The following is a 17,431-nucleotide window of genomic DNA, read 5'->3' as shown; positions in this document are numbered from 1 at the left end:
GCTGCCTTTCGACAAGGCAGCTTGAATATCATAATATTGTCCAAACTTTAGTAATATATTATACCACGTGGATAAAAAGGTTGTCAAGGAAAAAATGGAAATAACGGAAATAACGGCTTTTTTGGTAAAAATACGCGCCTCTGTTTCTCACTTTTAGCGGTATTCAAAGCCTGTCGTTTAACGGTGCAGTGGAGACCGAATACGACGCGGGGGACGGCGTGCTTTGTGGGCGGTGAGAGAGGCGGTGTGCAGGCGTGTGAGCGGTGTGGACGGCTGCAGGGCGTGGGCTGGTAACGCCGGGGCGGATGCTGTGGCGTGTTTTTCGGTTTTCAAGGGGGTGTCAGGTTCAGAGTGGGTACCGAGACGAGCGCGTGTCAAAAGCAGTGTGGCGTTTGGAATATCAGGAGAGTATCAACCACAGAGGGCGTTATTGGAGGGGCTTGTAGGCGATTCTGCGCGTTTTTCGTTGGTAGGTAGATTTGCTAAATTCCACTTTCAAACTACAGCATTCCTTGCTCTTTTAATGTGACAATCAGCTCTGCTTGTGTTCCTGTACCTTTGAGTGAGTTGCAGTAATTACAGAGAAGTTGTAGATTTTCTTCGTGGTCTGTGCCACCTTTTACCCGCGGAGTGATATGGTCTACGGTGAAGTTTTTGAATGGGAAGTGTTCGCCACACCCCTTACAAAGCCCTTCCTGCTGTCCGTAGAGTGTATGTTTGTGTGTCCGGTAGTTTGGCAACTTCCCACTGCGTTTGGGAATGTCGTCGCGACTGATAACTTGCCCGAAAAAACTGACTTCCTTTTCCAATCGGGTTCTGACTAACTGAATGGCTCTCGGTGATATGTCAATGCCTATCCACTGCCTACGCAACTGCTCGGCTGCTACGCAAGTTGTGGCACACCCGCAGAAAGGGTCAAGGACTATATCCCGTTCATTAGAGGAGGTTTGGATAATGCGGTGTAAGAGGGCGACGGGCTTTTGGGTAGGATAGCCGGTGCTTTCATTAAAACCTGATTTTAAAGGCGATATATCTGTCCACCAATCAGGTAATTGTGCGCCGCGTTTTACGTCTAACCAGACTTCGTTTAAATCCTCTGGTATCCCTTTTAATTTAGCGAATACACCGGGGTTAGATTCTCGCAAAGCCGCGTATGTTATCTGATTATTTTTATCAAAATACTTTTGATAGCGTTTTCGAGTGCTTTCTGCGATTTCACCCCTTTGGGCATTGTGTGTCCAAGAGTGAGATTTTGAATATGCTAATAGTGTATCGTGTTTCTTTTTAAAGTATTGTGTGGTTCTACTGCCAATATCACGATAGCACCAAATAATTTCATTAAGAAAATTACTTTTTCCCCAAATGCTATCCATTAGCATTTTGAGGTAATGGCTGGCAGTCTGGTCACAGTGTAGATAAATACTTCCAGTCTCTTTCAGCACCCGTTTCATTTCAAGCATACGAACTGCTATCATAATCAGATACGACTTCATACCCTTGCCGTGTGTCACTTCACTGGCATGGATAGCCTGATATAACGCCGGTTCACGCTCTGCAATTTCCCCGTGCCAAGCGTTGTCAACGTCTGAAAGTGTCCAAGTATCCTTGAAGGCAGCCCCTGCTGCCTCGCTACCTATCGGGGCAGAATAATTGCGATTGGAATTAAAGGGCGGGTCCAGATAGATAAGGTCTACTGACTCGGTGTCAATACCTCGTAGAATATGGAGGTTATCGCCTTCGAAGATGGTTCGGTTTTCTACGTTCATAACTACCTTTCTTCTGGGATCCGCTTAGTGACGTTGGGCATGGCATTTCTTACACAGTGCCTGGAGATCTTCTAATTGTTCTTTGCCGATATTATCATAATGCTTGTGATGCACTTGTTTGGCTTCGTTCTCACATCCCTCAGCCTCACAAATAGGCTTCAATTCCACCTCTATAGACTCTATCACACGACCATATTTGTCCACAGAACGCTTTATCACAGGGTTTTCAGGAATACGCGGTCGCATCGCACCTTTCATCATCGCACGATGTATTACCGCATCACGCTTGCGTTTCCATTCGTCAGAACGCAAATACTCACTCTTATATGCGCGTTTGTTGTAATTCAGATACCTATGCCAGTTCGTAACAGCACCAGACGGATGAACTACGATTTGTAAGAGTTGATTCAATTCGTTCGTTGGAAGTGCCAAGAAAAGGTGTAACGCCCTGTTAAAATGAGGGCATTCTAACAGTTCAGATGTCTGGCACATAACACCTGCGTTTCCTGAGAATTCAAGAAGATAGACTAACACTTTTGGGTGAATTTGTTGTAAATGCATTTGCTGTCCTCTCTTAAGTCCAAAAATACTTATTATGTTATTTATACATGTTGGTTTTCCAGTCTCCAGTCTTTTTTCCCTTTGCTACAGTGGGAGGGTGGCACTTCACGCATCGGAATGCTCCTTTGAAATAGATTGTTATTGTATCACAATCTTGGTTTAGAGAGTGGTCTAAATTTCCGATGGCAGTACAATCAGCGTTATACAAATTAAACTTTTTTTCACAGATTCACTCCACACCGATTTAGTTTTCGGTCAGATAGGGAGTAAAATCCGTGAATTTAATTCCATCTGGGCTAGGTGATTCAGCTGTGTCAGCGTACCATATCTTATCAACTCCTGACGGGAGACCTCTTGGGTAAGTCTCTCGTATCGCGTTCAGTAACTTCCTTCCATGGGGATCCATAAGGGCAATATCATTATTTTCAAGGAGAAGTACCGTTGTTTTCCCTGTGCCTTGGTATTTCGCGAGTTTCTCGGCCCTATTATCAAGTAGTTCCTTGAGGCGTTCCGAAAGAGAGGAGTCGTTCGCTTCAAAAAGCCCGAAGCAAACGCCTGACCGAGAGGCACTTTCCTTAATTACATGGAACCGGAAGGGAATCCCAGGAACGTTGTTAATCCAATGAAGACAAGTTGTTAAACGTGGGTTCTTTTTCTCTTGGTTAATCCAATGAGAGCCATCTGTTAAACGTGGGTTCTTTTTCTCTTCATTGATCCAGTCTATGAATGCCTGGCGAATCTCTCTCCAATTTTGTCTTTTGGTGGTGGCAACGTAAATAGGTTTTTCAACCGCTTCACCGTACCAGATTTGATTAATTCCGGACGGCAGTTCTTCCGGATAAGCCTTCCGTATCGCTCCCAGTATTCTATCGTTCATAAGGGCAGGATCATTGATCTCAATGAGAAGGACTGTAGTCTTCGTATTGCTTTGATCTTTCGCGAGTTTCTTCGCGCTTCTATCAATCAGCTCCTCAATGCGCTCAGGAAGAGTGGAGTCCTCCGGGTTAATGAGAGCGAAAAGAATGTCTTTGGGAAGTTCATTTCCTTCGATTACGTCGAACTGGAAAGGAATGTCAGGAACGCCGTTAAGAACACGGCAACCGTCTGCTAAGGAAAGATTAACTTCACCAATCCGATTCTTAAATACTTGGTGAATTTCTCCCAAACCTCGTTTTTCGGTGATACTAATATAATTTTTCCTGATGGCCCCGTAATCAAAGGTGATGCTCAAATGAAACGAGAGTTGATCGGCGAATTCTTCCTCAAGTCCCTCGGTAACTTTACTGAACCAATCGGCATTGCGGCGTTGATTCGGGAGTGTGTCAATACTTGTGTGCTCAATAGCAAAGTCCCCGGCAATTGCATCTATGTCAGAAGACGTTCTATTCTCCTTATCAGGATACCGATCAATCCTGAGTTCTGGATAACCATGTTCCTGCAAATATCCTATGAATGCATCAATGACATCGTAATCTTTCATAAAATTTGGATTACCTTTTTCGCATTGTAAGACGGTTTTCCGCTTTGTTTTCCATGCTTCTGATACCATTTCATAAAAAAATCCTTGCGAGAATGTCCTTAAAACGCACCGTTTCCAATCCGTTTTCAATCTACTACAGTCCTATCGTTAAAATCAAGTGTAAATTCACCGTCGTGATCACCATTCATGGAATCTTTATAAGTAACAGTAATAACTACAGGTTCAGATCGTTTTTCGCTTACAACGCCCATCAAATTGATTAGATTGTGTTCTTTCTTATGTCCAGGTGCAAGAGCATCAATTCCATGGCTGATAAAATCAGCACTATTCAGACAAATGTATTTTCCAATTCTATAACAAACATCCCCTCCAAACACCACATGACGGGCAACTCCAGAACCTACATTTTCCACACAAATATTCATTCCGTAAACAGCCATAGAAGTATTGGGTTTTCGGTATAAACGTAGATAAACAACAATTTCAGGTTTGTAGGTAGCTTTTAGTAGAGAATCCGTCAGCCGGACGTACCGCCATGTGATCAATGCAAGAACAATCGTAGCAGTTGCTGTTAGGAATGGGGAAACTGCGCTAACTATTGTGCTTATATTTTCCCTCTCACTGTCCCCATTGGCGGGTTGTCCGGCGTTGTAAAACAAGAGGGAATATACAACGACACCTATGAATACAACAGCCGTGATGGTGTAATAAATTATGTTGTCCTTGGAGGTCATACGATTTCTGCGGTTTAGGTGATTTCGTCAGCGGCCTCGGTTTATGTGCGTAGGCTGGAGGGGTCATACCCGCATCGTTTGAGTTCTAAAAAAAACATTTCGTCTGTTATGTTTTTCAGAGCGAAGGCGGCACCGCTCTGTGAAAACTTGTATAACGCCCGATCCAGTGTCCGCATACACACGCCATGACACTCGGCTTTCGCTTGGCAGAATTTGATATATTTCCGCCAGAAGGGAGCATCATATTTAACCTTCCTGTGATCAATCCCGATGGAGCGAAGCGCGTGTTTGTCGAGAATCGGGTAATCGTAATCGCCGTCGTCATAGAGGTGTAAAATCACCGACCCAACCGACTCTCTAACACCGACTATATCTGTTAACTTTTTGAGTTTCTCCCAGTCATCGCCGGGACGAAACACCTCTGCGGTAATCTTTTCAACATTACCGTCAGGGTTATCCTTTATCAGGCTTGGAAGCGTATGACGTTTCCAGCCTCCCATCTTCATCAATTCACATCTCGTGAGATAGCCGCCGGGAGTCTCGTGGGTCTGGCGTGCCTTTACGTTTTTTCTGATTTTGATGACATCTTTCTCTTTCTGTTTCCGCTTTGGCTTTTGATCTTCAGTGTAGCGATCTGCCCAGTCAAGAATTTCTTTCTGGTTCGTAAATGGGAATAGCATTTCGTATTGTGATGTCATAAAGTCTTTCCTTTCTTCCGATGTCTTGAAAATAGCACCGTCTTGCTATTCTCAATATCTCACTATACTGCAGTCTCACTGCCTCGTAGAATAAAACATTCCGAAGAAGATTTCTTCATAATATGACAGTTCTGCATGGAGAGGCAGTTCTGTTTCTTTATTCTCTAACTCGTCGTAGAACTTCCTATCGATGTATCCGGCGATAATGTGCCATTGCGGTGTGCGCTGCCGTTGTGGTCTTGAAATAATGGATCCTGGGGTGCTTCTTGCAATAAGTCCGCGGTCAGTGCCTACTGCCCGATAGGTATTTGTGTAAACGACAGTATCTTCATTTTTCCAAAGCATACCGCCATCTTCAAGGGTTTCAGTAGGATCGCCAAGTGTGTCAAGCAGATTTTGACGGAACACGCTATTTGGATCGGTTATCGCTACAGGTGTCTCTGTCAGATACCCGGCTGCGCGAAGGCGATAAATACCATTGTGGCTGCCAAAACAATAGACGAGCGAGACGGGTATGGATTCATATCGAGTTTTGTAAACCAACGCGCCACCGGTGTTTGATTTGATACGCATTCCTTTTTCTTTCGTTAGCACGGATGCCTTTGTACTACCCCACCAGACTTGTCTAAAGTGTGGGGTTGCCGTGAGAGAATTTTCTATTGTATGAATGCAACTGGAGATCAAAGCACAGAAAATAAAAATGATTGCGATTTGGATCGCTTTTCTTTTTTTCATAAAGTTGTCCTTGTGTTATCCGATTTTGACGATCTCCGCTGTCGGCTCCTCATCCCGAAGTCTGGATCATCCTTACATTCCATATTGAAAAAGTTTGTTCGATATCTCCATCTGGAATCTCATGCAGGTTCATTAATGAATATAATCGGCGTGTATTCTCTGGAAGCCATCCAGAGCCTGGGTTACGCACGAACGGATTTTTATTTTTTGTATTTGTAGGAACAGATGCCCCGTCAATGTAGCGATCATCCATTAATTTTTCATACTCTCTGCTAATAGAATAAAAACTTGTCTGCATGTCTTGAGGCATTTGTCCTTCATCATCTATAGGATCAATCTCTACTTCATGATCTCCGTAAAGCACTATAAGTCTTATTATACATAATTGCCGCCACGATACTGATTCTATTGCCTCAAAATATGAAAAAGCCGTTGCTTGATCTATATCAGCATTAGATGTTAAGCAAATATTTACCCAGAATTTAGCAATATGCAGACTTTTTCTTTCCTCAGAGTCGTTGCTAATTTCTCTTATGGTTTTCTCCAATAATCGGAATGAAATGCGATTGTTCAATACTTCATTTTCCGCGAACCAATCATTTCTCAAGGGGTCGCCTTGATCGACTTTTTCACGCATATCTTTTGACATCAGTTCCCAATTACGTTCAATACGCTCTTTTACGCGACTGGCAAGATAGTTATAAGTCAATTTAGCTGTCTGGGTAGCAATTATTTTGGGTATTGTTTCTAAAACGGGTTCCAGATCCACTGTTATTCCTCTTTAAGTAGTTATCCGATATTGACTCATGATCCTGGTGTGTTTTCATTGGATGGCACGCTTTCCAAGACGGCAACCGACTAATCTGATGATTTCGCAGATGTATCCCACTCATCGGCATACCCCATAAATTCCACGATCAGGGGTGGTCTCAGCGGGACGCTATTGTCATTTATCAGAGGCTCGGTTGAAAGAACAATATCGAGTCCTGGGATGTATCCGTGTTCAAGAAGATGGTCAATATCTGCTTCTGTGAGTAGATAGAGAGAAGGCGGACGCGGCGGGGAATCATCATCTCGGAATTGATTAAAGAACTCAGTCCTGTCATCTTGAATACTTAAATCAAACTTAATAAGTCTGTCAAGTTGAGACCGCATTTCCGCTTTAGAACCGGGCATTATGTTTATTGTATGACCGTTGTTCATTGCTCTTAACTGATGTTCTCGTCTCTCTAAAGCCCGCTCATCTTCGGACATTTCGGGTTCGTTCCACCATTCTGTGTGCATTGATGAATCTCCTTTCTGAAACTAAAAAGCACTAAACTTACTGATTATTCATTGTTATCAAAGGCGCGCGCATTCCATCGTGTTTTTCGTCTGGATCATCATTTTTAGTAGTCATCAGAATTTCCGCTTGGGTACTCATGATAATATTTATCAGAGACCACAGAATTCTTTTTCTTTGGCGGAGGTTTTTCCCATTGAAACCTTACCTGCCAATTGTAAATGCGCATGTAACCACAATTTAATTTATCAGCGGTCGCTTGTATTGCTTTGTGGCGTTTCAAACCTTCAGCGCGTTTATCGAGATAAATCTGCTTGGCTCGTTCTATGAAGTTACCGCTATCGTGCTTAATGTCACGTGTTGTTTCTGGATTATCCAGTCGTCTTGTACCTTTCACAGTGTTTTCGCTCCTTTTGTTTTCAGGCATTCAACACAAATTCCTGCTGGATTGGGTCGGAAGGGACTTTGTTTTCCAGATAAAGGCAATCTGTCCTATTAGTATCTATGATTTGTCCTCTGACAAACGACGATGTTTTCTTCGTGCATCGTTTTAGATGTTTCGCCTGCAATATTAGAAGGGCTGTTCTTCTTCGGCATCCGTTTGTTCGGTATATTTCTGACGATGGTAGTCTTGTGTAGAAAACCGTGCTGACGAAAGGCATCAACAACAAATTCGTCCGTCGGTAGCAGAACTCCCTTGACTCGGCGATTCCCAACGACATAGCATATTGTGGCGTGCGGCGAACAGACGTGTGCTATTGAATTGATGCTACGCTCAAGGTCGATGTAAAACGCAGACACTTCCTCGGCTCGCTTCTCATCAACCGAACGGATTTTCTCAACAGCCGACGATACTGGAGAGTTGGTCAATGTGTCTTTTGAACGAAGTCCGCCCATTGCGAGTTTGTCAACTTTACGAGCATTGGGTAATCCGATCCACTCTGCTGCGAGCCGAGAAAATTGCCCATACGCGACGGTGGTCTGCGAGTCCCCATAAGGAGGGGATGTCATCACTATATCATACCCCGCAGGTGGATGCGGTGTTGGGAGTTCACCTTGAACGGTATTTGCCATAGATACCGATACTTTTACATTTTTTCGTCTTTCAAGGTAGGATGTCAACCCCTGCCGATTTCTACGCAATTTCTTAGTAAAGATGCCTAAAACGTCAGGCTTGAAGTCTTTAAGTTTGTTCGTAGGCATACGATATAATTTAAACTCGCCATTCCGGGTATAGGATACCTCTCGAACGGTTTCTGAAAAAGCAACGAGTATGAAGTTCTGGATTGCTTTATCGCTTACATGGCTAATCCGAGCTCGGAGATAGGCGAGAGTTCTGATAACTTCATCAGAGAACCAATACGTCAGATTTAGGATGTTGGGAATCGGAGCATCAGGGAGATCACTTTCTTGGTATTCAACTTGAAAGAGATACTTGTTTAATTCGCTTAGCGTTTCGTCTAAGGCGGACAAACAAACTGGTGTTGACTTGGCAGTCGCTATCAGACGCACGAGGGGATTAATGTCACATCCGACGCTGTGCATACCGAAGAGAGACGCCTCAACGAGAGAAGTACCAGTGCCACAATAGGGATCGAGAAGCCACCCGTCTTCTCTGCCGTATTCTTTAATCAGTTTCCGTGCGATCTGCGGGATCATCATCGCGGGGTACGTGTGGAAACAGTGGGTGTACTCTTTGGTATCCGCCTCTCGAAAGTCCCACGATTCGTCTTTATATTTCTTCAGATTCAATACACTCATAGCAGTCTTTCCGTATTATTAAAGCATGAATCCCAGTATCGTCGATGCAGTCTAAAAGCAGTTCCGTGATTTCTAACGACCCCATTTTGGGCTATATGCATTCTGAGGTCAACGACTATAGGACCGTTCTGAATATATTCTAAGAATTTTTGCACGATGATACCCGTTAGTAAATATGCCTCTTTATACCAAAATTCTTCCTGTTCGCCTGATTTACGACTCTGCGCCTCAACCAACAGCACATTCGAGAATTTATTTTCCAAATGCTGTCATTGAAAGTGAACATCGTCAACAGACTGGGAGACTTAATTCTTCTGCTTTTCAGTTCTATATTTCCCGAGTCAGAATACCTTAGATTATTTTCTGCAACGCCAAGTGAGGTTTCTTTGAGTTCTATCCCCAAGTCAGGAGACCTAAGATTATTTTCCGCAACTCCGAGTAAGGTTTCCAGTGTATAGCCGATGCCAGTGTTCCCTTTTCGCAGTGAAACGACATAGCCCATCCGGTTAATATCAGAGAGTTTTTCTTTTAACTGGGGTATATTCATTGAAGAACCTCAATCTATTGTCATTGTGATTTTCCGATTATCAAGAGAAATCAGAAAAAGATGAAGCGTTTTTTCTTTTTAGGTTTTAGGGAATCGTGTCCCGGGGGTGGCTCTGTAAATGGTTCGCCACGTGCTTCGGCTTCAAGGACTGTTTCGGCGGCTCAAGGGTTGACCATCCGCTGTTGTTTAAGGGTTTCGATTTCCTGTGTAAGCGTCTCGATTTGTTGTTTTTGTTCGCGCATAGTTTCTTCAAATATCCGCTTTTCTTCGGGAGTGATTTCTCCCATAACTTCTTCAACAAGTGCTTTTATGTTTTCGCGAGGTGAGGTTTCCCTTGCACTCCGCCATGCCATGATAATTTGTGGGATTGCTATAGCAGCAACAATAAGTGCAATCAGCCCACATACAACGTAGGTCAAAATCGTTATTTGCTTCTGAACACCCTCATTTTTGATATTCGTATGCTCTTTCATCCGGTTTTCAGAATCCTTGATTTTCCCGTCAACCTTCTCAATAACACGCGCTTCTGATTCATTTACAATCAATCGAATTTTATTGAGGTCTGCCTCTGTCAATTCGGCAAGAGCCGGCATTGCAATAGCACAGAATAGAAATGAAAAAAGAAAAATCGTTTTCATGGAAATCTCACGCTATCACGCATTTATCCCCTATCAAGTGGGAGGCAGACACGTCCCCAAGCGGTGACGCCGATTAGGTCTACCCACGTGATATAGATAGTATAGCGGTTTATAGAGGTTTTTTCAAGAAGAAAGTGTGGAAAGTTTCAATCTAAAGCGGCTCAGTCCTACCATACATCACCGCTAATAAATATCTGCTTGCAAGCGTTACTGAAATAGTATATCATATACGTGTGAAAATTTAATCCCTTTTACCGCTCAGAAAACTAAAAAATTATACAACACAGCGCGCCAGGAAAGAAATAGGAAACCTCTTTATGCGACATAACCTCTTCGTCCCGAATAAAATGCCTTACGCCAAAGGAAAAAACCGTCCAAATGTCCCGTGTATTCTGTGCGCAATTGTCGAGAAAAATGATAAAGTCCAACGGCTTGAGGTCCATCAAACCGAACGCTTTACCATCTCGCTGAACCTCTATCCTTACAGTCCGGGACACCTCTTAATTTTTCCGAATCGGCATGTGCTTGACGTCCGGGAGTTGAATCAGGAAGAGGTTCAAGAACTGCACGAACTGCAATGTCTCTGTTTCGAGGCACTCACGTGTGCTTATCAGCCGCGCGGCTTCAACGTCGGCTATAACATGGGAGATGCCTCGGGTGCAAGTATCGCGCATTTTCATCTACACGTTGTTCCACGATATCCGCGTGAATTGGGATTCATGGACGTTATTGGCGGTGCGCGTATCATCATCGAAGATCCGAACGCTACACAGAAGAAACTGGGACAGATATTTCAGGAACTGACAACCGAAACCTATTCAAGAAAGGAAACATAGAATGAGTAATCCCGCTTATGATATTTTAGCTGAAACGTTAGAGAAACAGGGCATTCAGGTAGAGGCTATCAAAGCCCATCTGAAGCAGCAACACATCGAAACGCCGTCATGGGGTTACGGCAATTCCGGCACTCGGTTCGGTGTTTTTGAACAGCCTGGGGCAGCCCGAAATGCCGCCGAACGTCTGGAAGACGCAGCGACCGTTCACCGTTTCACCGGTATCGCCCCGACCGTAGCACTCCACATTCCGTGGGACAAGACGGACGATTGGGGAGCATTGAAACAGTATGCTGCGGATGTCGGTATCGGCATTGGCGCAATCAATCCGAACGTCTTTCAGGATCAGGCGTATAAACTCGGTAGCGTCTGCAACCCGGATGCCGATATTCGCCGACTTGCGATAGATCACATGCTGGAATGTGTTGACATCATGGAGAAAACCGGGTCAGATCTGCTTAGTTTGTGGTTCGCAGACGGGACGAACTTTCCCGGACAGTCGAACTTCAGGAAACGCAAGCAATGGATGGAGGCGGCGTTAGCCGAGGTCTACGATGCACTTCCAGATGCCACCCGTATGCTCATCGAGTATAAGTTCTTTGAACCCGCATTCTACCATACCGATCTCCCCGACTGGGGAACCGCCTACCTCCTGGCAACGAAACTCGGTGAGAAAGCGCAAGTCCTCATCGACTTAGGGCATCACCCACAAGGCACGAATATTGAGTTCATCGTCGCCTACCTGATTGATGAAGGCAAACTCGGTGGGTTCCATTTCAACTGCCGGAAATACGCAGATGATGATCTGACAGTCGGTTCTATCAATCCGCAAGAACTCTTCCTGATTTACACCGAACTGGTCGCCGCAGAACTCGATCCGAACACGGAAACCGACATCGCTTACATGATCGATCAGAGTCATAACCTGAAACCGAAGGTAGAAGCGAGTATCCAATCCGTGTGCAATTTGCAAAAGGCGTATGCAAAGGCACTGCTCGTTGATCGGGAGGCACTCGTCGCTGCGCAGGATGCCGCCGATCTGGTTGAAGCAGAATCTATCCTCCAACGCGCTTATGAAACGGATGTAAATCCGCTGGTGGAGCAGGTCCGTTTGGAGATGGGACGCGATCCACATCCGTTGACGGCGTATCGGAAGAGTGGTTATTACGAGAAGATTAGTGTCGCTCGTGTGGGTGGCGAAAGCCAAGGCTGGGCATAGGCACGGTTGAAACAGTCTCAAACTCGGTAGGCGCGGTTTCTAATCGCGCCTTTCTTATGGAAAATCATGAAAAAATATGACCAAGATTAAAATCGGAATTATCGGTTCGGGTGGGATGGCACGGAATCACCTCACACGCTTTGCTTCAATTATAGATGCCGAAATCGTGGCGATCGCCTCCAGAAACGAACAGACAGGCACTCAACTCGCCAAAGAACACAAGACAGCCTTTATACCCGAATGGCAACGTCTTGTTGAACGCGAAGACATAGAGGGTGTCGTCATCTGCACCCACAACGACAGTCACGGTGAGATGACACTCGCGGCGTTGCGATCAGATAAACACGTTTTCGTGGAGTATCCGCTCGCCAGTGATGTCGGCGAAGGAGAAGCCGCACTGCAGCTCGCAGAAAAGCGGGGTCGTGTCCTTCGGGTATCGCATCCGGAGGCAGTCTCCAACACCCACAAAGCCCTCAAGCAAAAAATAGGCAAACTCGGCGATCTGCTGCTCACCTCTTTCGTGCGTCTCACACCCGGTCGCGGTGCGCGTCCTGAGATACTCTTCAATCTGCCGGTGTCAGGAACCCCCGCGCACTTTTTCATCTATCATATCTATCCGATTGTGGATTTCTTCGGGGGTGCTGCGTCCGTTAAAAGGAATGCTGTCTACGAAGGGTTAAGGGAGAATGGACAATACGACGGGTTTGTTAACACGCTCAGTGTTGAATTCAAACGCGGCGGTATCGGACAGTGGACCTGGGCAGGTGGTATCGCTATTAACGCCGCCGAAGAACACGAGCGATACGTCCTCACCGAAGGCACCATTAGCGATGCGGGTGGCGAGTGGCACTGCACAACCCCTTCTGGTGTGACACCGCTCTCCATACCGGATTCACCGCAACAAACGCTCCAAGAGTTATGGTTCTCCGAGATCCGAGGGGCTGCTGATCAGCCTCCGAATTTGGAAGATGCAGCGGTTGCATTAGAGGCAATCCGTATCAGTCTTGGGTTTGAAGAATAAGTGTAGGGGGGTGGAGATTTTCTGTTTCCAGAGGCTCAATTGAAAGTCTGCATCCAAATGCGTTAAGAATGGTTCTGAGTGTGTCAATCGTTAAAGCCTTATCGCTTGATAATTCTTCCGAGAGCATTTCCGGCTCAGCGTTAATTCTTTTGGCAAGTGCTGATATGCCTCCCTCCGCCTTGGCAACAGTTTGAAGTGCCAACAGAACGACTCGCAGATCTCCAAAAGTTTGGTATTCTTCCATAATTGCTTGGAGATAGTCCTTCACCCCTCCCGGATCGGAAGCGAGGCGTTGAACCATATATTCTCGCCATGTTCCTGAATCTCTCATCGTTGTGTCTCCTTGTATTCCCGCCAATAGTTTTTTGCACGTGCAATATCCTGTGCCTGTGACGATTTGTCCCCGCCACAAAGTAAGAGAACAATCATGTTATCTATCTCACCAAAATAGATACGGTAGCCTGGACCGAAGTGGAAACGCAATTCAAAGATACCACCGCTACCGCGAACAGGTTTACAATCGCCAAAATTGCCTCCGCTTTCAATGGATTCAATTCGTGCAAGAATTCGGTATCGAGTTCGTTGATCTCGTATGGATCCAACCCATTCGGTGAAAGGTTCACTGCCGCTTGGGGTGCGGTAGCGTCGTATTTCCCGTGGATATGCCTCATGCATGGTTAAATCTTAACTCTTCAAAGGAATTCAGATATAAATCATTTTACTACAAATTTGCTATCTTTAGCAAATTATTTTCCTTCATATTATGCCAATGTTTGCTGAAACCATACGACCGATCTGGAGATGACCGCTTGCTCCCATGCAACCGTATTGAAAGTATGATCGGCTTTATCAACGATCTCAAGTTCCGTCAGAGCCTCGCGTCCGCGCATCAATTCGTAGTAACGTCTGCCGTGAGAGACCGGCACGACATCGTCACGGCTGCCGTGAATCACGAGGAGCGCGCCTGTAAATTGCTGGAGGGTAACGGAAGGGGATATATCGGGGAGTTCTTCATAGAACGCTTTCCCGACGATGTTTGGGTTTAACTGCGCGATTTCCTCTGGTGTCAGTGTGTTCTTGTCTCTCTCCAATATTTCCTGTTTTCGGTCTGGTGGATCGTCCGAGAGCGGTGCCCACATCACCGTCGATTTCACGCGCGCATCTTGCCCGGAGACACACGCCGCAACACACCCTCCCATGCTCAATCCCAAAATGCCGATGCGTTCAGGGTCTACCCCTTGCATAGCGGTAAGCACATCAACGGACTTGACGGCATCCGAAATCTCGCCACCGATCGTCATCTCCGAGAAATCGCCTGCACTGTCCCCGGAACCCCGAAAATCGAACCGAAGCACATAGAACCCGATAGCGGCGAGCTCCCGCGCAGTTTTGACGAATATCCGGTGCGGCTCAACTTTCGTTCCCGTGAATCCGTGAAAAAAGGCAACTGCCGGGCACGGTGTTTCGTAACCTGTTGGTGAATGCAGTATTCCGTTTATCTGCTGTCCTTGATTGTAAAATACGATCGGTCTTTCTGTCATATCTTTCTTTTCCTTTGCGAGGTTCACTCTCTATTTGACGCCAAAGCCCTCTGGAAATCCTCTGGATTTTCTGCAAATTATACCATACATCTGCAATGCGAAACAAATTTTTACCCAGCGGCATTTATAGTAGATTTCGGAATAATGTTCCAAAATGTTACGTTCTTATAACATTTTTAAATTGGCATTTCTGTGGGCGTTTCGGCTGGGAATCCACAGATGGCGAATGACTCATCGCTGAGATTGTACTCCTGCATATATCGCCAAATGATTCAGTTCTGTAGATGCTTGTAGATGGGGGTATCAGCCTCAAACACACGCTGCGCCGCCACAGACAACTTTCCTTGGGCCGCGGTCTGTTCCACCCAATGGGTGGGAATACCATTTGTCCACTTTTCCGGTTCTGCATCCGGGTCGGGCGTTCGATACGCCATAAGGAGTCCCCACCGAGTCGTCGTCCCCGGCTTTCGATAACCCACATAATGCGGCATATGATGGACAAAGGACACCATGCTTCCAGGCGGTAGCGAGAGGTGTACAATTTCTAAGGGTTTCCGTGTAAAGGCGTGGATCTTACCCTTCAACCACCCTGCTTGCATGGCAGCGTCATCATCGGGTCGTTCTGTGCTCCATTTGTACGGAATGCGATAGAGATGCGCTCCAGGAATAATTGCAAGTTCTCCACCATCTTCGATGGTTGCCCCTTCTGGATAGCACAGCGTCCGAATACACTGTCGTTTTAGAAATTCAGTGGTCAGGGCGTTTCCAGTCCCAATGGGGTCCTCAACTTCGTACTGCCCATCCCGATACTGATGTGCATGCCATCGACGCCCTTTTGAACCGATCGCCCGGTTGAGCATAAAACAGTGGTCAAGTATGAATCTGTCCCCGAAAAGTTTCGTGAAGAGTGCCATCATTTGCGGGTGAGCACTGGTCACATCCATGATAAAGTCGTCATATCCGGCGGGGAAGTATTCCGGCATAACACCTTGCGACTCGAATCCATGGGTGACCAACGCCGCTCCCGGTCCGAATAGCCCGTAGGTGTGCATATATCGACGCAACTCAGCGGTTCTGAGGAAACCCGGCATTTGCTCTGAACCTCCACAGCATGCTGCCAAAAACTCCGGTGTGATTTGTTCCGGTAAAGGCGAAGGAAATCCCCGCGCCTGAAAATCGATAGCACTCCATTCCGTATCCATGAGGATCACATCGTTCATCTGCTGTAATTTCTGCAAGCTGGCTGTCCACCGTTTGCGGGCAGCGTCGGTCAGTATCCCTTCCCACACCCAATATCCATCGCGCTCAAACGTAGCACGATCAAACGCCTGAAGCACTTCCGATCGTAACAGATCGTCCACACGGTTTTCCGGGGAACAGTTATGCGTAGATAATGTATCCATTCACGCCTCCTTACTCGTCAATTCCCATTTTTCTAACGCGCCCTGCCTTGATATCAGCACGAACTTTCTGCGCCAGTTGGGCAAGCTTATCTTATGATTCTGAAAAAGCCTTGTCCCAGAGCCGCGCATCTTCTAATTCTTCGAGAATCACAGCAGCGATAGCATCTTGTTTTTCCGGCGGTAGTTTGTGAACCTCGGTAAGCACTTTCTCAAGAAGTTGCGTCATGATCCTTCCTTCCTGGATTATAATGTGGAATTCGCAGTTAGCACAGCCCGTTTCCAACGACATTAAGAATATCATAAAATTGAGGGTAGGACAACTGAATTTATCTTAGACCTTATAGAACTAATTGGTAACCTTTTTTCAGAGCCATTGTACTGCCTACGGTTTTTTAGACCATTCTGTAATATAAGATTGTGCTACAATGGCAATCTATTTGAAAAGGAGAATTCCGAGACACATCGTTGAGAAGTTGCGACCCGATTACTCAATGCGAGAGATTTGTGAGGTGTTGGGTTGCAACAAGAGCACCTTCTATTATCAACCCAAGAGCGACCCGTCTGAAGACCTCTTACGAGTTGAAATACAGTAGGTAGCGGCGCAGTATCCCACGTATGGGTATCGGTGTATCACAAAGCTGCTACGGCGTCAAGGATACACCGTCAGGTATAAACGGGGGGTCTCCCGATTAATGAATTGCGCTATTACAAACCTAAGGAGGATATACGCATGAAATATATGCGGTTGTTATTGATTCAATTTGTCCTGCTTGTATTGGGATTGGTCGGTTATTGCATTGCTACTGAGATTGGCTTTGAAGCCGAAGACGCAGATGAAATTGTAGAAATCATGGAAATTTATGAAGATAAGAAAGCTTCAGGCGGTATGTATATATCGGCGGGAAAGGGCGGGGGTGGTCGCCACCCCGGTAAAGCCGATTTCGTGATTAACGTTAGAACACCCGGTCAGTACACGATGTGGGGGCGGGTGATTGCCCAAGATACGGCGAAGGACTCTTTCCATGTCACAGTCGATCAGAAGAAAAGTCCACAACCGGGTGATGCCAACATGATCTGGGATACAGGTCAGCATCAGGAGTGGACGTGGTCACAAGTAAAATGGCGCGAAAAGAATCCGTTGACCTTTGATCTGAAACCGGGGAAACATACCGTTACATTTTGGTCTAGGGAAGGCGATACCCGTTTGGATGC

At 45.8% G+C, this 17,431-nt stretch carries 21 protein-coding genes; 4 read left to right on the top strand and 17 right to left on the bottom strand.

Annotation, left to right across the window (positions count from 1 at the left end):
* Positions 1 to 500: 500 nt before the first annotated feature.
* The 13 genes from F4X88_21845 to F4X88_21785 form a co-directional block, all read right to left on the bottom strand.
* Complete coding sequence (locus F4X88_21845; GenBank protein MYA58927.1) at positions 501 to 1,766, bottom strand: hypothetical protein; 1,266 nt, start codon at positions 1,764 to 1,766, stop codon at positions 501 to 503.
* 24 nt (positions 1,767 to 1,790) lie between these two features.
* Positions 1,791 to 2,327: a hypothetical protein gene (locus F4X88_21840; protein MYA58926.1), complete on the bottom strand. Its 537-nt coding sequence runs from the start codon at positions 2,325 to 2,327 to the stop codon at positions 1,791 to 1,793.
* A gap of 244 nt (positions 2,328 to 2,571) precedes the next feature.
* Positions 2,572 to 3,807 (bottom strand): hypothetical protein, encoded by a 1,236-nt coding sequence (locus F4X88_21835; GenBank protein ID MYA58925.1) that lies wholly within the window; start codon positions 3,805 to 3,807, stop codon positions 2,572 to 2,574.
* A 125-nt stretch (positions 3,808 to 3,932) separates the two neighbouring features.
* On the bottom strand, positions 3,933 to 4,541 hold the full coding sequence (locus tag F4X88_21830; GenBank protein MYA58924.1) for a hypothetical protein: 609 nt from the start codon (positions 4,539 to 4,541) through the stop codon (positions 3,933 to 3,935).
* Between the two features lie 41 nt (positions 4,542 to 4,582).
* Positions 4,583 to 5,239, bottom strand: a complete 657-nt coding sequence (locus tag F4X88_21825; GenBank protein ID MYA58923.1) for a hypothetical protein — start codon at positions 5,237 to 5,239, stop codon at positions 4,583 to 4,585.
* 75 nt (positions 5,240 to 5,314) lie between these two features.
* Positions 5,315 to 5,974: a hypothetical protein gene (locus F4X88_21820; protein MYA58922.1), complete on the bottom strand. Its 660-nt coding sequence runs from the start codon at positions 5,972 to 5,974 to the stop codon at positions 5,315 to 5,317.
* A gap of 49 nt (positions 5,975 to 6,023) precedes the next feature.
* Entirely contained in the window at positions 6,024 to 6,743 is a 720-nt protein-coding gene (locus F4X88_21815) for a hypothetical protein (protein ID MYA58921.1), read from the bottom strand.
* A gap of 89 nt (positions 6,744 to 6,832) precedes the next feature.
* The gene (locus F4X88_21810) at positions 6,833 to 7,258 is read right to left on the bottom strand and encodes a hypothetical protein (protein MYA58920.1); all 426 of its coding nucleotides are present in this window, start codon (positions 7,256 to 7,258) and stop codon (positions 6,833 to 6,835) included.
* A gap of 104 nt (positions 7,259 to 7,362) precedes the next feature.
* Positions 7,363 to 7,683 (bottom strand): hypothetical protein, encoded by a 321-nt coding sequence (locus tag F4X88_21805; GenBank protein MYA58919.1) that lies wholly within the window; start codon positions 7,681 to 7,683, stop codon positions 7,363 to 7,365.
* Positions 7,684 to 7,751: 68 nt separating this feature from the next.
* Positions 7,752 to 9,017, bottom strand: coding sequence for a DNA methyltransferase (locus F4X88_21800; protein ID MYA58918.1), 1,266 nt, complete (start codon positions 9,015 to 9,017; stop codon positions 7,752 to 7,754).
* Positions 9,014 to 9,280, bottom strand: coding sequence for a hypothetical protein (locus F4X88_21795; protein ID MYA58917.1), 267 nt, complete (start codon positions 9,278 to 9,280; stop codon positions 9,014 to 9,016). The genes F4X88_21800 and F4X88_21795 overlap by 4 nt, the downstream gene beginning before the upstream one ends.
* On the bottom strand, positions 9,184 to 9,564 hold the full coding sequence (locus F4X88_21790; protein ID MYA58916.1) for a hypothetical protein: 381 nt from the start codon (positions 9,562 to 9,564) through the stop codon (positions 9,184 to 9,186). The genes F4X88_21795 and F4X88_21790 overlap by 97 nt, the downstream gene beginning before the upstream one ends.
* A 161-nt stretch (positions 9,565 to 9,725) precedes the next feature.
* Complete coding sequence (locus tag F4X88_21785; protein ID MYA58915.1) at positions 9,726 to 10,202, bottom strand: hypothetical protein; 477 nt, start codon at positions 10,200 to 10,202, stop codon at positions 9,726 to 9,728.
* Positions 10,203 to 10,519: 317 nt separating this feature from the next.
* Here F4X88_21785 and F4X88_21780 point away from each other — a divergent pair, with 317 nt between their 5' ends.
* From F4X88_21780 to F4X88_21770, 3 genes are all read left to right on the top strand, one after another.
* Entirely contained in the window at positions 10,520 to 11,038 is a 519-nt protein-coding gene (locus F4X88_21780; GenBank protein ID MYA58914.1) for an HIT domain-containing protein, read from the top strand.
* A 1-nt stretch (position 11,039) separates the two neighbouring features.
* Positions 11,040 to 12,254: an L-rhamnose isomerase gene (gene rhaI / locus F4X88_21775; GenBank protein MYA58913.1), complete on the top strand. Its 1,215-nt coding sequence runs from the start codon at positions 11,040 to 11,042 to the stop codon at positions 12,252 to 12,254.
* A 76-nt stretch (positions 12,255 to 12,330) separates the two neighbouring features.
* On the top strand, positions 12,331 to 13,275 hold the full coding sequence (locus F4X88_21770; GenBank protein ID MYA58912.1) for a Gfo/Idh/MocA family oxidoreductase: 945 nt from the start codon (positions 12,331 to 12,333) through the stop codon (positions 13,273 to 13,275).
* Here F4X88_21770 and F4X88_21765 read toward each other — a convergent pair.
* From F4X88_21765 to F4X88_21750, 4 genes are all read right to left on the bottom strand, one after another.
* Positions 13,253 to 13,606, bottom strand: coding sequence for a hypothetical protein (locus F4X88_21765; protein MYA58911.1), 354 nt, complete (start codon positions 13,604 to 13,606; stop codon positions 13,253 to 13,255). The two genes, F4X88_21770 and F4X88_21765, sit on opposite strands and share 23 nt — an antisense overlap.
* On the bottom strand, positions 13,603 to 13,950 hold the full coding sequence (locus F4X88_21760) for a type II toxin-antitoxin system RelE/ParE family toxin (protein ID MYA58910.1): 348 nt from the start codon (positions 13,948 to 13,950) through the stop codon (positions 13,603 to 13,605). Before F4X88_21760 ends, F4X88_21765 begins: the two co-directional genes overlap by 4 nt.
* Positions 13,951 to 14,036: 86 nt before the next feature.
* On the bottom strand, positions 14,037 to 14,816 hold the full coding sequence (locus F4X88_21755; protein MYA58909.1) for an alpha/beta fold hydrolase: 780 nt from the start codon (positions 14,814 to 14,816) through the stop codon (positions 14,037 to 14,039).
* Positions 14,817 to 15,088: 272 nt separating this feature from the next.
* Positions 15,089 to 16,219: a hypothetical protein gene (locus F4X88_21750; protein MYA58908.1), complete on the bottom strand. Its 1,131-nt coding sequence runs from the start codon at positions 16,217 to 16,219 to the stop codon at positions 15,089 to 15,091.
* Positions 16,220 to 16,949: 730 nt separating this feature from the next.
* Here F4X88_21750 and F4X88_21745 point away from each other — a divergent pair.
* The coding region (locus F4X88_21745) for a hypothetical protein (GenBank protein MYA58907.1) at positions 16,950 to 17,431 on the top strand (482 nt) is incomplete at its 3' end.

It is taken from the genome of Candidatus Poribacteria bacterium, from assembly GCA_009839745.1.
In the GTDB taxonomy this organism is placed as follows: Bacteria; Poribacteria; WGA-4E; order WGA-4E; family WGA-3G; genus WGA-3G.
This window is presented reverse-complemented; position numbering and strand designations above follow the sequence as displayed.